The following is a 13677-nucleotide window of genomic DNA, read 5'->3' on the forward strand; positions in this document are numbered from 1 at the left end:
AAAAACGCCAGCCTTTGCGACCAATAGCAATGGTGCCGCGTTGTTAACCTTTTTCGGCTTTATTTTCCAGTGATGGCTTGCCTGGGGCGTCTGTATCCTTGGGCAGGCTGATAACCTGATCAGACGAGGTTGGCAGTGTTTTACCCAAAAAGCTGCCGCCGCGCTCAATACTTAAATCGTCGCAATGAATAACACCATGAGCTTTACCCTGCGGCAGTATTTCAACGCTGTTGGCGTAGCATTCGCCATCGAATAAGCCATTGATAATGACTTTGTCAGCAGTGACTTCACCTTTAATCCGGCCTGAAGCACTGATGATCAAAGAGCGGTCACAGACAATTTTGCCTTCAATATAACCGTCAACCTGTATGTCGCCGCTTAGTCGGACGTTGCCGTTAACTGAACATCCCTGTGCGATGACAGTTGCAACTGTGTGCTTGCCTTCGTTTCCAGCATGCTTACCAAAGAATCCCATTTAATGCTCCTTTCCTTCTCAAACACCAGATCAAAGTTAGAAGAATCCCAATCCATAAAGCTTTGCGGATTCAACGCCCGATCAAGGAAATGTACTTCATAATGCAAATGTGGTGCGGTAGATAAGCCGGTATTACCTGACGTTGCTATCAGCTCGCCTTTGTGAACAAAGTAGCCACTTTTCACTTTAAAGCTATCAAGGTGGGCATACAGCGTAGAGAAACCAAAGGCATGGCGGATTTTCAGTAAATTACCGTAGCCCTGTTTACTGCTACGTATTACTTCAACTACGCCATCAGCCGGTGCATAAATAGGGGTACCGCGGCTGGCTGATAAATCAATACCTTTGTGGTGTTGTTGCTTACCGACAATCGGGTGCTGGCGCAAACCGAAGCGCGAAGAGCGGCGGTTAAACTCCAGCGGTGAGCCATTTGGCACCAGCTGTAAGATAGTATGGCGGGCGGATGAGTTGATACTGGCGGTATCCAGCCGGTTTTCCAGATTCTGCGGATATTGCTGTTCCAGCCCTAACGCGAGTTCGATTTCGCCAACGCGGTTGATTACCTGCAGCATTTCATCCTGCTTCAGGTTCAGCTCTTGTGCCAACTGCTGCTTGCTGTCTTGCAGAGCATTGATTTCATCCCGTAGCGTACTGGCCTGAGCTGATAAATGCGCACGTTGCGCCTGGCTCTGGTCGACTGAGCGCATCAGGTATTCAATAACGGCGGCGGTGATCAGCAAGCCAAACAGCAACATCCACATTGCAATAATTGCGTTACGTTTAAATAACTTACTGACATTAAAATGGCGGGTACCATTGATTGTCGAAACAGAAATGATAATACGATCTTTCATTCGGGCCGGGCTTCGCTCAATGGTAGTGGACTGCACAAGGGGCTAAAAATATGTGGCTTTGCAGCCGGTGTCAAGAATTTACTGCCATTGCTAACAGGCTGTTACCAACGGGCAAAATGGTCTTCAGCCAGGCCGGGTATTTGATCTAATTTAAGTTTTTTGCCGCTGTTTAGCAGTATTTCACCGGAAAATTCGCCGCAATACTGGCGGAAATTGCTGGCTAATAAGCCCAGATTTAACCGTTCCTGCCGGCATTGCTGCGGAAAAAATTGCAGGTTAATTCTGTGATCGGTACTACTGAAGTGCCAGGGCTGTGTGCTGTGCTGCCGGTTAAGGCCAATATTGACCGGCCCCAGTAGCTGTTTTTCGCCGTTAAGCCATAAACAGTTTTCCGTGGTGCCGGTTTCATTTACACCAGCGGCCAGATTAAGACCGAATGCCCCCTCTGGTAGCCGCGCACTGATACTCCCCCAACGCCAGCTGGTTTCACGGCGCATATAACCGGCAGAAAAGTCATAACCTGCCAGTGCCCCGCTTAGATCCAAAGGCTTGTCACGATATTGCAGTGAACCAGTAACTTTAAGTGCATTGTGTTTTTGGGTGTAGGTCCAGCCGTTATAGCCGGTTGCTGTGCATAGCGCTAAAGGTTGTGGTGCCGGGCCAGCATGAAGCGTTAGCTCGCCACTTAGCCGCTCGCCTTTCAGTTTAAGCTGCCAGTCATATCCTGCCGGCGTTATGCAGATTTGTTGTTTACCCTGTATCGACGCGGTACCTGTGGTAGGGGAGTGGCTCATCTGTACACCGACGCTAAGGGGTCTTAGCAGGCTAATTTGATCCAGCTGTTGGAGGTTGCGGTCATAAAAATAGCAAAAAGCATTAGCCGCATAGCGGATGTCAGCTATGGCGATACCTATTTGCCAGTCGCTATGGCAGATACTGATAAACTGAAACTGTTTGTAGTGAAAATAGCGCGCCAGTGCGGAGGCAGGTTTATCCATCACTGTGCGGTAAGCAAAATCTGCCAGCCCAAGCGCTGTGACAGGTGTGTCAAAATGGCCAAACTTTGGCAGGCCACTGCTGTCAATCAGCTTATTGTCGGGTAACAGACTTAGCATCCGATGTTAAAGGCAGGCAAGCGGTTTCGCCTGCCTGCACTTTACTTAGTGGCCAGCGTGGCCGTCTAAACCATGCACATGGCCATGGTCCAGCTCTTCGTCGGTGGCATCGCGTACCATGACCACTTCAACATCGAAGCTCAGGTCGATACCTGACAGCGGGTGATTACCATCTACCACCACTTCATCTTCAGTGACTTCCAACACGATAACAGATTGTTCGCGGCCGTCCGGGCCCGCAGCACGAAAACGCATACCAACTGCGACGTCCATACCTTCAAACATCGATTTAGGTACCGCCTGAGTCAGTGCGTCGTGACGTTCGCCATATGCATCAGCAGCGGGAATGTCCGCTTTAAATTTATCACCCGCAGCTTTACCGGCTAATGCCTGCTCTAACCCCGGAATAAGTGAACCGTGGCCAAACAGAAAGACTAAAGGCTCGCCACCGGCCGAAGAATCCAGCTCGTTACCCTGAGGGTCGGTAACGGTATAGTGCATGGCGACAACTTTGTCCTGAGAAATGGTCATGAAAACCTCTTTAATTGATTGAATAGGGTAACGGCACAATGCGCAGTGCCGGGGCACTTTCGCTGCTTAGCCGTAATGGATCTGCCGGTGTTATGTCGTTTGGTAACACTGCAATTAACCATAGTGTGTTGTTAATATTTGCAGCATTGACAACCTGGCCGCTCCGGCGCCAGTTATCACCCAGTTGTAATTCTATATCAGTGCCCGCAGCGGGCAATTCAGTTGTGTCTGCCTGTAAAATATAGGCCGCTCTTTTATTGCCACCACGATACTTCAGCCGGGCGACCGTTTCTTGCCCAATATAGCAGCCTTTAGTAAAGCTGATGGCATTGAGTGCCTGTAAGTTAAGCATTTGTGGCACCAGGTCGCCAATTAATTCCTGTTCCAGATAACTGAAACCATGCTGTATATGCTGGGCCAGCCAGACGTTGGGCGCAGCAAAGGGCAAGGATGTTGTCATCAGTGTTTTAGCATCGTTAAGTGGCATTAACAGCAGAAAATGATGCTGTGCCAGTGCCATCAGCAAAGCCCCCTGATGCCGGCTGAGGCCACCGGGTTGTGGCAGTGAAAAACCAAGCTTGCTAACCAGTGAGTTTGCATCCCCGCCACCAATACCGAAAACGGCATAGTGCTGCTGGCCGGCTTCGAAACTGACTTTGGAGAACACGCCAAATTTTTTCCACTGTGTTGCTGAGGCGTTCAGCTCATCGCGAAACGCAACGGTAACTAACTGCTCGCCGATACTGGCCAGATAAAACTGTGACCACATTTTGCCTTTGGCATCGCAATGCGCGCCGTGCAGGAAGTTATCATCAGTTAAGCTGTCCAGATCGCAGGTCGTTTGCCCCTGCAGGTATTTGCGGTTATCGGCGCCTGAGATAAGCAGACTGTCAAAAGCAGGCAAAGGGGCAATAAAAGCGCCTGTTACTGTGCTGGATAAGGATGCGTACTGTTCAGCAGTTAACCAGGATGTATGCATAAAAGTGTTTACTCGGTAAAGTGTCGCCAGTTTATAAGGCTATGATTGGGCGAATGTACTAAAAGCTCAACCCCGTTTGCTAATTTTTGTTAGAATCTGCAACAAAACCGTCAGGCCTGACAAAGCAGGTTGTTGTTTACAAGGATTAATATGGCAGAGTTAATGACCAAACCACGGCTGCGCTGGGCGTGCCGGCGCGGTATGCTGGAGCTGGATGTATTGCTGGCGCCTTTTGTTGAGCAGGGTTATGACGCCCTGTCGCAGCAACAAAAGCAGGATTTTGAGCGCTTGCTTGCCTGTGACGACCCGGATTTATTCGCCTGGTTTATGGGGCATGCGAAGTCGTCCGATCCGGCATTACAGGCACTGGTACAGCTGATCCTGGATCGTGTCCGCGTTTAATATCCGTTTAAAACCTTCGGTCTGGGCTCAGGCCGGTATGGTTTTGTTGGCGCTAATGCCGCCGCTGGTGCTGGCTGTTTCGCCAGTTACCGGACAATGGTTGTTCCTGCTGGTGTCGCTGGCATTTATTTACTACTGGCAGTGGTACAGTCATTTTGCACAATTACGTCAGAGCCAGCAGTTGACGTTGACCGACTGCGGTCAATTACATTGGTTTGGCCCGCACAAGCGTTCTGGCCAGCTGATTGCCGGTGGGCTGGTGGCGCAGTATTTTGTCAGATTGAACTGGTGCGATAGCGCTGGTAAGCGCCGGCACAGCTGGGTCTTTGCTGATCAATGTGACGAACTGCAGTATCGTACATTGGCCCGCCTGGTAAACCAGAGCAACTGGTCGGCAGGCGGGCCGGATACCCGTTATTCAGATAATACGTAATTGCCGGGTTTGAGCATTGTTGGTGAGCTATCTTGCAGCAGCGCCGGGTAATCGAGGTTGTAATGTAAGCCACGGCTTTCGCGGCGCTGCATAGCACAGCGGATAATCAGTTCAGCGACCTGCACCAGATTACGTAGTTCCAGTAAGTTATGGCTGACACGAAAGTGGCTGTAATATTCCTGAATTTCCCGCTGCAGTAATTCTACCCGGTGTAACGCCCGCTCCAACCGTTTGTTGGTGCGCACTATGCCAACGTAATCCCACATAAATAACCGTAACTCATGCCAGTTATGGGTGATCACGACTTCTTCATCTGAGTCACTGACACGGCTGTCATCCCAGGACGGCAAATCTGGCAGGCTGCTGGTTGCGTCCAGTTGTGCCAGAATATGTTTGGCCGCAGCCTGTGCAAACACGACACATTCCAGCAATGAGTTACTGGCCATGCGGTTGGCGCCGTGTAAACCGGTATAAGCCACTTCACCTATGGCATATAAATTAGCAATATCAGTCTGGCCGTTTAAGTTAGTGACTACGCCGCCGCAGGTATAGTGTGCGGCGGGCACCACTGGTATTGGCTGTTTAGTAATATCAATACCGACACTTAAACATTTGGCATAAATGGTTGGGAAATGCTCGAGAATAAAATCTTTGGCTTTGTGGCTGATATCCAGATACACGCAGTTTGCGCCAAGCCGCTTCATTTCATAGTCAATGGCCCGGGCCACGATATCGCGCGGCGCCAGCTCGGCCCTTTCATCGAAATCTGGCATAAAGCGGCTGCCATCCGGCCGTTTTAAATAGGCACCTTCACCGCGCATTGCTTCGGTAATAAGAAAATTAGGCGCGTCCGGATGATACAGGCTGGTGGGGTGGAACTGGTTAAATTCCATATTCGCTACCCGGCACCCTGCACGCCATGCCATGGCAATACCATCGCCACTGGCCACGTCAGGGTTACTGGTATAAAGGTACACTTTACTGGCTCCGCCTGTTGCCAGCGCAATAAAGCGTGCTTTTACCAGCTCAACCTTAGCGGCGGTTTTATTCCAGACATAAGCGCCATAGCAACGTTTCGGATCCTGGCCAATCTTGCGGCCATTAATCAAATCTATTGCATTGTAGTTTTCTAACAGGCGGATATTCGGGTGGGCTTTAACTTTATCTACCAGTGTGATCTGCACCGCCTGTCCGGTGGCATCAGCGGCGTGCAAAATACGGCGGTGGCTGTGGCCACCTTCACGGGTTAAATGGTACTTCAGACTGCCGTCTTCATCTTTATACTGGTCAAATGGCACGCCTTGGGCAATCAGCCATTCCATCGCAGTTTTAGCATTGCCGGCGGTAAACTGCACAGCCGCTTCTTCACACAAACCCGCACCTGCGATTAATGTATCATTCACGTGTGACGCTATACTATCGTTCTCGTCAAAAACGGCAGCAATACCGCCCTGAGCATACAGTGTAGAGCCTTCGCGTAGTGGGCCTTTGCTCAGTACCAGCACGTTGGCGTTGTCGGCCAGTTGCAGCGCCAGCGACAACCCCGCTGCTCCACTGCCAATAATTAAAACGTCACAAAGATATTCTTTTGCTTGCGTCATGCGATACACTTGCCATCAGTCAATGTCGGGCTATTGTAGCTTTTTTGCCATAATTAACAGAACTATTTCTGCGGCGTACAGTCATACCAGCAAGCTAGACCAGCGCCAGTTAGCACAACGAACAAGTATTACAGGGGAAAGGCTCGAACATGAGCGAGCAAGAATTGGACTGGCAGATTGTCCAGCGCGTACAGCAAGGCGATAAAGCTGCGTTTAATGTTTTGGTAAGAAAATATCAGCATCGGATTGCGAACTTAATTTCCCGTTATGTCTCTAACCACGGAGACGTAGCTGATGTGGCGCAGGAAGCCTTTATTAAAGCCTATCGTGCTATTCCGGGCTTTAGAGGCGAAAGCGCGTTTTACACCTGGCTGTATCGTATCGCGGTTAACAGCGCGAAGAATTATCTGGTTGCTAATGGCCGTAAGCCACCAGCAACTGATGTAGACGCAGAAGATGCCGAGTATTTCGAAGGCAGTGATGCGTTAAAAGAACAGGACTCACCAGAGCAGTTGTTGTTATCTGATGAAATCCGCCATGTGGTGTTTAGCACCATAGAAAAACTACCTGACGAGTTACGCACCGCTATTACACTGCGTGAACTTGAAGGGTTAAGCTATGAAGAAATTGCGGATGTAATGGGCTGCCCTATAGGCACCGTTCGCAGCCGTATTTTCAGGGCGCGTGAAGCAATTGATGTGCAGCTGAAGCCGTTAATCAGCTAGCTGTCAGGGCAACAACCAGTAATTAAGACAGGAAACATTATGTCGTCAGAACATCAGGATTGGCTCTCTGCCGCCAGTGACAACAAGCCACTGACCAAAGCACAGCTTGATAGTTTGCTAACTGATACAGAGCTGCAATCTACGCTTGAGCGTTATCATCTTATTGGTGCCACCATACGCCGTGAAACTTCAGGCCCTTTGCCAGCTGATTTTACGGCCGGTGTTATGGCAGAAATTGCTGCAGAACCTGTTTATCAATTGAAAACAGATCGTGGTTTGCTGCAGCGTGTTAAGGCGTCTGTAGCGGCGGCTGCAAACGGACGCTGGTTGCAACCTGTTGCTCAGGGGGCCATTGCTGCTGGTGTAGCGCTGATGGCCGTGTTTGGTGTGCAGCAGTACCAGCAACAACCCGAAGATATGCTAAGCCCACAGCCTCTGCTGCAAACGCAGCCTATTGCTGGTTTCGCAACACCGGTCAGTTTAAGCCAGACTACCGTGTCTGACCGCTTTGCAGAGCAAGAGCAGCAAGCTATGCTTGAGCAGCAAAAGCGCTTGCAGGCTTTGCTTAATGCACACCGTCAGCAAGTGCGGGTGATGGAGCAAGCGCAGCAGGCAAACCATAAAGCTGAAGCAAACACCGGGCCTGAACAAAACGAGCAGCAATGATGCGATTCTTTGGCGTATGTAGTGCCATAGTATTGGTAATGTTTTCTACGTTGGCCCAGGCTGAGCAAGCTGGCTGGGCCTTATTCGATAAAGTACAGAGTGCCGTTAAACAGTATAATTTTGACACTTCCTTTGTTGTGTTAAAAGGAACTAACGTTGACACCTACCGTTGGTTACACGGCCGTACTGACGGCCAGGAAATCGAACATCTCATCCCGTTAGATACCAGTGGCGTAGACATTTTGCGTCGTGATGCGCTGGTGTATTATTTGCTAACCGACAGGCCTGCTTTTGTTACCCGCAGCCACAGTATTCCTGAGTTGCCGGCATTGTTTTTTGAACCTAAAGAAAATATTCAGCGCCTGTACAACGCGGTTGCCGGCAGTAGCTCTGTGATGTCCGGGCGCAGTGCTCAGTTACTGCGGCTGACCGCAAAAGACGCCAGCCGTTACAATTACTGGTTGTGGCTGGATGATGAAACAGGTTTTCCGCTGCGTATCGATATTTTATCTGAGCAGCAAAATGCGCTGGAGCGCTGGCTGGTTACCCATATGCAGATAAGTGCTGAGATGCCGGAGAATTTACGCTCTCTGATGGAGGCTGAGTTACCTGCACCCGGCGACAGCGTCCCCCGCAGCGCAGTTACCAGTAGTCATCAACTTACCTGGCTACCACAAGGCTACACACAGGTGAAAGAGCCCGCCAATATTCCCCAGCTGGAAAGCAGCTTATTGAGTTATTGGTTATTAAGTGACGGTTTACATCAGGTGTCAGTATTCGTGCAACAGGCGCAGCGGTTGCCGACACAGGCTTATCGTGATGGCGCTACGACTATTTATGTGCAAAATGCCAATCAGCTGGAAGTGACGGTGATTGGCCCTGTCAGCATCGAAACTGCACGCCAGCTGGCTGCAGGGGTGCACTGATGGTTGAAGAAATTGCCACTGTGGTATCCGTTGAGCAAAAAGGCGTCTGGCTGACGACGACGCCCGTTGCCAGTTGCAATGCCTGCCAGGTCAGCGAAGATTGCGGTACCGGCATAGTGGCGAAAACCCTGACACCAAAAACACTGCACTTTTTCGTCGCGTCTGAGCTTGAGCTGTTAGCCGGTGAACAGGTGAAAATAGGTATAGCTGAGCAGAACCTGGTGATGGCAGCTGCTATCGTTTATCTGCTGCCGCTGCTATTGATGTTATTGGTGGTGGTGCCTGCCAGTGCTGCAGGTGTGAGTGAAGCTATGCAAATGCTTTTGGCCGCGTTTGGCGGCGCATGTGGCTTTGCTATTGCGCGTATGTATGGGCGTTATCAGGAAAAACGCGCTGATATTCATATTGTTGAAGTTTTACCCTCCTTAGGTGTGCAGCCTAAACTGTCATGATGTAAGCGGCGAACACATGTGCTACGCCAGTTAATAACACATAGCAAGCTGAGTCCGGATAGAGTACAATTCGCGCTAATTTTCAAAAATAACCCGCGCTGACGCCGGAGGTTGCCGCTTGTTGTTATCAAGTATGCTGCTTTGCGTTGCGCCCACTGTTTTGCGGACAACATGCCTAAACTAAATCACATCAGAAACTTCTCTATTATTGCTCATATCGACCACGGTAAGTCGACACTGTCTGATCGGTTAATTCAGTACTGTGGCGGCTTGTCTGACCGTGAAATGCAGCAACAAGTACTCGACTCGATGGATCTTGAGCGCGAGCGCGGCATCACGATTAAAGCACAAAGCGTTACGCTGCATTACAAAGCCGATGATGGCGAAACCTACCAGCTGAACTTTATCGATACACCCGGTCACGTAGACTTTACTTATGAAGTAAGCCGGTCGTTGGCGGCATGTGAAGGGGCTTTACTGGTCGTGGATGCAGGGCAGGGTGTAGAGGCGCAGACGGTAGCGAACTGCTATACCGCGCTGGATATGAATTTAGAAGTATTACCGGTGCTGAATAAAATCGACTTGCCGCAGGCTGACCCAGAGCGGGTAGCGCAGGAAATTGAAGATATTATCGGTATCGAAGCCGTTGGTGCTGTGCAATGTTCTGCTAAAACCGGCCTCGGTATTAAAGATGTGCTGGAAACTATCGTTAAAAAAATTCCGGCGCCGGAAGGCGAGCCAGAGCAGCCAACCCAGGCTTTGATCATCGATTCCTGGTTTGACGCTTATCAGGGCGTCGTGTCGCTGGTTCGCGTGAAGCACGGCAGTATCAAAGCCAAAGATAAAATCAAGGTGATGTCGACCGGACAAACCTACGAAGTCGATAAAGTGGGGATCTTCAGCCCTAAAGCTACTAACACTGGCGAGCTGAGAACCGGTGAAGTAGGTTTTGTTATCGCGGGTATCAAAGAGATTAAAGGTGCGCCGGTAGGTGATACGCTGACGCTGGCAAAAAACAGTGCTGAAAAGCCATTACCAGGTTTTAAGCGCATTAAACCGCAGGTTTATGCCGGTGTATTTCCGGTATCAAGCGATGACTATGAAGATTTTCGTGATGCGCTGGCCAAGCTAAGCCTGAATGACTCTTCACTGTTTTATGAGCCGGAAAACTCAGGCGCTCTGGGTTTTGGCTTCCGTATTGGTTTCCTTGGTATGCTACACATGGAAATCATTCAGGAACGTTTAGAGCGTGAGTACGATCTGGATCTTATTACCACAGCACCGACAGTAGTGTATGAAGTGGTGAAAAAGAACGGCGATCTCGTGATGGTGGATAACCCAAGTGCGTTACCTGCGGTAAATGATATCGATGAAATTCGCGAGCCTATCGTTGAAGCACATATACTGGTGCCGCAAGAATATCTGGGCAACGTTATTACGCTGTGTATCGAAAAGCGTGGTGTGCAAACCAACATGTTGTACCACGGCCGTCAGGTCGCGGTAACCTATGAGCTGCCGATGGCTGAAGTGGTGATGGATTTCTTTGACCGCTTAAAGTCAACCAGCCGTGGCTATGCCTCGCTTGATTATGCGTTTAAACGTTTCCAAACCTCGAACATGCAGCGGGTTGATATCCTGATCAACGGAGAGCGGGTGGATGCACTGGCGATCATCAGTCATATCGATTTTGCCCAGGGGCGCGGTCGTGAGCTGGCCGAGAAATTAAAAGAGCTGATCCCACGGCAGATGTTCGACATCGCCATTCAGGCTGCGATTGGTAACCATGTTATTGCCCGTACCACCATCAAACAGATGCGTAAAAACGTATTGGCAAAATGTTATGGTGGCGACGTTAGCCGGAAGAAAAAGCTGCTGCAAAAGCAGAAAGAAGGTAAAAAGCGCATGAAACAGGTAGGTAATGTGGAAGTACCACAGGAAGCCTTCCTGGCGATTTTGAAAGTTGGTAAATAATTAAGGGTTTTACATGGCAGGTTACTTTGCAATTTTTCTGGTGCTGCTGACACTCGCCAGTGGTTTAGTCTGGTTACTGGATGCATTGGTACTGGCGCCTAAGCGCCAGCAAAAACTTGCCCTGGCTCAATCAGCCGCCGGTGGCGGTAGCTTGCCGGAGGAGGCCGGAGCGGAGCTGTTAAAAGAGCCGCAACTGGTTGAAACTGCAAAGTCGATTTTTCCGGTCATTGCCTTAATTACGATTTTCCGCTCTTTTATCTATGAACCTTTTCAGATCCCGTCAGGCTCAATGATGCCAACCTTGCTGGTGGGTGATTTTATTCTGGTTGAGAAGTTCTCTTATGATGTAAAAGATCCGGTATGGCGCAAAACGCTGTACAGCAACAATAAACCACAGCGCGGCGATGTGGCGGTATTCAAGTATCCGGAGCAACCTACTGTTGATTACATCAAGCGGGTAATTGGGGTGCCGGGCGACCGCATCATTTACCGCAATAAACAGCTGTTTATTGAAAAAGCCTGCTCAGAAGCACAGCAAACCGACTGTGGTAAGCTGGAAATGATAGAACTTAATCTGAAAAATGAAGGTGAGTATTATCAGGAGCAATACCCGCAGCGGCGCTATACCGAAAAGCTGGGCGATGTAGAGCACGATATTCTGCAGACACCGGCACGGCGTGAGCACACCGAGTTCTTCTTTAAACAGCGCGGCACGGCTATTGATGAGTTTGTTGTACCGGAAGGGCATTATTTTGTGCTTGGCGATAACCGCGATAACAGCCGTGATGGCCGGTTCTGGGGCTTTGTGCCAGAAGACAATATGGTTGGTAAAGCGGTATTTATCTGGATGAGCTTTGAGTTTAATACCGATCCGAACAGCTGGTTGCCAGGTTGGGTACCAACAGGTGTACGCTTTGAACGTCTTGGCAGTATCCGCTAAGCTCAGATACGGCACCGTTAAGAGACAAGCATGCAAAAATCGTTATCTCCACTGATAGCCCGTCTGGGCTATCAGTTTCAACAGCCTGCCTTGCTGGAACAGGCTCTGACTCACCGCAGTTGCAAAGGGCAGCACAACGAACGGCTGGAATATCTGGGCGATGCCGTGCTGAGCCTGGTGATTGCTGAAACATTGTTTGCCAATTTCCCCAAAGCCCGTGAAGGTGATTTAACCCGGATGCGCGCTGCGCTGGTAAAAGGCGTGACGCTGGCTGAAATTGCCCAGGAACTGCGGTTATCAGAATATCTGCGCTTAGGGCCAGGCGAGCTGAAAAGTGGCGGTTTTCGCCGTGAATCTATTCTGGCTGATGCAGTAGAGGCTATTCTTGGCGCAATATACCTCGACGCCGGAATGGAGGCCTGTAAAGAGCGTATCTTATTCTGGTTTGGCTCGCGCATAGAAACCATTACGCCGGGCGAGCAGAAAGACTCTAAGACATTGTTGCAGGAATACCTGCAAGGGCTACGCTTAGCGTTGCCGGTATATGATGTTATTGCCACTGAAGGCGAGGCGCATCAGCAAACCTTTACTGTACGCTGCACCATAGCGGGCATGGCCCCATTTACAGCCAGCGGCAGTTCACGCCGCAAGGCAGAGCAGGACGCCGCTCATATGGCGCTGGAAAAAATTAAGCATGACAGAAAATAATACCCTGCCAACCTATGCCGCTCTGGTCGCTATTGTCGGCAGGCCTAACGTTGGCAAATCGACGTTACTCAATAAGCTGGTCGGGCAAAAGGTCAGTATCACCTCGAAGAAACCGCAAACTACCCGGCACCGCATAGTTGGCATTGACACCCGTGACAATTATCAGACGGTATATGTCGATACGCCCGGCCTGCATAGTGAAGAAAAGCGGGCGATAAACCGTTTAATGAACAAAGCAGCGGCCAGTTCTATCCTCGATGTTGAATTTGTGTTGTTTGTCGTTGAAGGTACGCGCTGGACGGATGATGATCAGATGGTGCTAAACCGGCTTATTGCCGCGAAAAAGCCGGTGGTACTGGTGGTGAATAAGGTCGATTTGTATCGCGATAAAGACACGCTGCTACCGCACTTACAGTGGTTAGGTCAGCAACTGAATTTTATTGATGTGGTGCCGCTGTCTGCAGAAACCGGCGACAACATCGATGCGCTGCGAAGCGTGGTGCAACAGCATTTGCCGCCGTGCGAGTTTTTCTTTCCCGATGATTATGTTACCGACCGCTCAATGCGCTTTATGGCTGCAGAAATTGTGCGTGAAAAACTGATGCGCTTCCTTGGTGATGAGTTGCCCTATTCAGTAACAGTGGAAATTGAGCGCTTTAAATGGGAAGAGAAACATTACCATATTGCTGCGCTGGTGCTGGTCGAGCGGGACAGCCAGAAGAAAATGGTGATTGGTAACAAAGGTGAGCGGATAAAAACGATCGCCACTGAGGCACGTCTGGACATGGCCGCCATGCTGGAGCAACCGGTGTTTCTGCAAATTTGGGTAAAAGTAAAATCGGGCTGGGCGGATGACGAGCGGGCGCTGCGCAGCCTGGGCTACGGCGAAGACTAACTGC

General features: G+C 50.1%; 16 protein-coding genes. 10 read left to right on the forward strand and 6 right to left on the reverse strand.

Annotation, left to right across the window (positions count from 1 at the left end; genetic code table 11):
* Positions 1 to 43 precede the first annotated feature (43 nt).
* The 5 genes from AC5SV9_RS15425 to ygfZ form a co-directional block, all read right to left on the reverse strand.
* The gene (locus tag AC5SV9_RS15425; protein WP_495473520.1) at positions 44 to 475 is read right to left on the reverse strand and encodes a bactofilin family protein; all 432 of its coding nucleotides are present in this window, start codon (positions 473 to 475) and stop codon (positions 44 to 46) included.
* Positions 379 to 1329, reverse strand: a complete 951-nt coding sequence (locus tag AC5SV9_RS15430) for a M23 family metallopeptidase (RefSeq protein WP_475150833.1) — start codon at positions 1327 to 1329, stop codon at positions 379 to 381. Before AC5SV9_RS15430 ends, AC5SV9_RS15425 begins: the two co-directional genes overlap by 97 nt.
* 101 nt (positions 1330 to 1430) lie before the next feature.
* Complete coding sequence (locus AC5SV9_RS15435) at positions 1431 to 2444, reverse strand: DUF2804 domain-containing protein (RefSeq protein WP_475150830.1); 1014 nt, start codon at positions 2442 to 2444, stop codon at positions 1431 to 1433.
* Between the two features lie 45 nt (positions 2445 to 2489).
* Positions 2490 to 2975 carry an FKBP-type peptidyl-prolyl cis-trans isomerase gene (locus AC5SV9_RS15440; protein WP_331923288.1) on the reverse strand — a complete coding sequence of 162 codons (486 nt, stop codon included), beginning with the start codon at positions 2973 to 2975 and terminating at the stop codon, positions 2490 to 2492.
* 10 nt (positions 2976 to 2985) lie between these two features.
* Positions 2986 to 3954, reverse strand: a complete 969-nt coding sequence (ygfZ, locus tag AC5SV9_RS15445) for a tRNA-modifying protein YgfZ (protein ID WP_475150826.1) — start codon at positions 3952 to 3954, stop codon at positions 2986 to 2988.
* A gap of 150 nt (positions 3955 to 4104) precedes the next feature.
* On the opposite strand from ygfZ, the gene AC5SV9_RS15450 reads away from it, so the two are divergent.
* Together AC5SV9_RS15450 and AC5SV9_RS15455 are read left to right on the forward strand one after the other, a co-directional pair.
* The gene (locus AC5SV9_RS15450; protein ID WP_134056657.1) at positions 4105 to 4356 is read left to right on the forward strand and encodes an FAD assembly factor SdhE; all 252 of its coding nucleotides are present in this window, start codon (positions 4105 to 4107) and stop codon (positions 4354 to 4356) included.
* Complete coding sequence (locus AC5SV9_RS15455) at positions 4343 to 4789, forward strand: protein YgfX (RefSeq protein WP_475150823.1); 447 nt, start codon at positions 4343 to 4345, stop codon at positions 4787 to 4789. The genes AC5SV9_RS15450 and AC5SV9_RS15455 overlap by 14 nt, the downstream gene beginning before the upstream one ends.
* Here the strand turns inward: AC5SV9_RS15455 and nadB are convergent.
* Complete coding sequence (nadB, locus tag AC5SV9_RS15460) at positions 4771 to 6390, reverse strand: L-aspartate oxidase (protein ID WP_273022458.1); 1620 nt, start codon at positions 6388 to 6390, stop codon at positions 4771 to 4773. The genes AC5SV9_RS15455 and nadB overlap by 19 nt on opposite strands.
* Positions 6391 to 6539: 149 nt before the next feature.
* On the opposite strand from nadB, the gene rpoE reads away from it, so the two are divergent.
* The 8 genes from rpoE to era all read left to right on the forward strand — a co-directional run bounded on the left by rpoE (position 6540) and on the right by era (position 13673).
* On the forward strand, positions 6540 to 7115 hold the full coding sequence (gene rpoE / locus AC5SV9_RS15465) for an RNA polymerase sigma factor RpoE (RefSeq protein ID WP_134056651.1): 576 nt from the start codon (positions 6540 to 6542) through the stop codon (positions 7113 to 7115).
* A 39-nt stretch (positions 7116 to 7154) separates the two neighbouring features.
* On the forward strand, positions 7155 to 7781 hold the full coding sequence (locus AC5SV9_RS15470; RefSeq protein ID WP_475150821.1) for a sigma-E factor negative regulatory protein: 627 nt from the start codon (positions 7155 to 7157) through the stop codon (positions 7779 to 7781).
* Positions 7778 to 8707 carry a MucB/RseB C-terminal domain-containing protein gene (locus tag AC5SV9_RS15475; protein WP_475150818.1) on the forward strand — a complete coding sequence of 310 codons (930 nt, stop codon included), beginning with the start codon at positions 7778 to 7780 and terminating at the stop codon, positions 8705 to 8707. Before AC5SV9_RS15470 ends, AC5SV9_RS15475 begins: the two co-directional genes overlap by 4 nt.
* Positions 8707 to 9159 carry a SoxR reducing system RseC family protein gene (locus AC5SV9_RS15480; protein ID WP_475150815.1) on the forward strand — a complete coding sequence of 151 codons (453 nt, stop codon included), beginning with the start codon at positions 8707 to 8709 and terminating at the stop codon, positions 9157 to 9159. Before AC5SV9_RS15475 ends, AC5SV9_RS15480 begins: the two co-directional genes overlap by 1 nt.
* A gap of 171 nt (positions 9160 to 9330) precedes the next feature.
* Entirely contained in the window at positions 9331 to 11130 is a 1800-nt protein-coding gene (gene lepA, locus AC5SV9_RS15485) for a translation elongation factor 4 (protein ID WP_475150814.1), read from the forward strand.
* 13 nt (positions 11131 to 11143) lie between these two features.
* Positions 11144 to 12070: a signal peptidase I gene (lepB, locus tag AC5SV9_RS15490; protein ID WP_475150811.1), complete on the forward strand. Its 927-nt coding sequence runs from the start codon at positions 11144 to 11146 to the stop codon at positions 12068 to 12070.
* 30 nt (positions 12071 to 12100) lie between these two features.
* Positions 12101 to 12778 (forward strand): ribonuclease III, encoded by a 678-nt coding sequence (gene rnc / locus AC5SV9_RS15495; protein WP_226767164.1) that lies wholly within the window; start codon positions 12101 to 12103, stop codon positions 12776 to 12778.
* Positions 12765 to 13673, forward strand: a complete 909-nt coding sequence (gene era, locus AC5SV9_RS15500; protein WP_475150809.1) for a GTPase Era — start codon at positions 12765 to 12767, stop codon at positions 13671 to 13673. Before rnc ends, era begins: the two co-directional genes overlap by 14 nt.
* Positions 13674 to 13677 lie beyond the last annotated feature (4 nt).

The sequence above is a fragment of the Rheinheimera sp. ATLC3 genome (assembly GCF_059429535.1).

Coding starts and splice junctions, on each gene's coding strand:
- nadB (WP_273022458.1), bottom strand. CDS start 6,390: ATGACGCAAGCAAAAGAATATCTTTGTGACGTTTTAATTATTGGCAGT.
- AC5SV9_RS15440 (WP_331923288.1), bottom strand. CDS start 2,975: ATGACCATTTCTCAGGACAAAGTTGTCGCCATGCACTATACCGTTACC.
- AC5SV9_RS15470 (WP_475150821.1), top strand. CDS start 7,155: ATGTCGTCAGAACATCAGGATTGGCTCTCTGCCGCCAGTGACAACAAG.
- rnc (WP_226767164.1), top strand. CDS start 12,101: ATGCAAAAATCGTTATCTCCACTGATAGCCCGTCTGGGCTATCAGTTT.
- AC5SV9_RS15435 (WP_475150830.1), bottom strand. CDS start 2,444: ATGCTAAGTCTGTTACCCGACAATAAGCTGATTGACAGCAGTGGCCTG.
- AC5SV9_RS15480 (WP_475150815.1), top strand. CDS start 8,707: ATGGTTGAAGAAATTGCCACTGTGGTATCCGTTGAGCAAAAAGGCGTC.
- ygfZ (WP_475150826.1), bottom strand. CDS start 3,954: ATGCATACATCCTGGTTAACTGCTGAACAGTACGCATCCTTATCCAGC.
- AC5SV9_RS15430 (WP_475150833.1), bottom strand. CDS start 1,329: ATGAAAGATCGTATTATCATTTCTGTTTCGACAATCAATGGTACCCGC.
- AC5SV9_RS15450 (WP_134056657.1), top strand. CDS start 4,105: ATGGCAGAGTTAATGACCAAACCACGGCTGCGCTGGGCGTGCCGGCGC.
- lepA (WP_475150814.1), top strand. CDS start 9,331: ATGCCTAAACTAAATCACATCAGAAACTTCTCTATTATTGCTCATATC.
- AC5SV9_RS15425 (WP_495473520.1), bottom strand. CDS start 475: ATGGGATTCTTTGGTAAGCATGCTGGAAACGAAGGCAAGCACACAGTT.
- lepB (WP_475150811.1), top strand. CDS start 11,144: ATGGCAGGTTACTTTGCAATTTTTCTGGTGCTGCTGACACTCGCCAGT.
- AC5SV9_RS15475 (WP_475150818.1), top strand. CDS start 7,778: ATGATGCGATTCTTTGGCGTATGTAGTGCCATAGTATTGGTAATGTTT.
- rpoE (WP_134056651.1), top strand. CDS start 6,540: ATGAGCGAGCAAGAATTGGACTGGCAGATTGTCCAGCGCGTACAGCAA.
- era (WP_475150809.1), top strand. CDS start 12,765: ATGACAGAAAATAATACCCTGCCAACCTATGCCGCTCTGGTCGCTATT.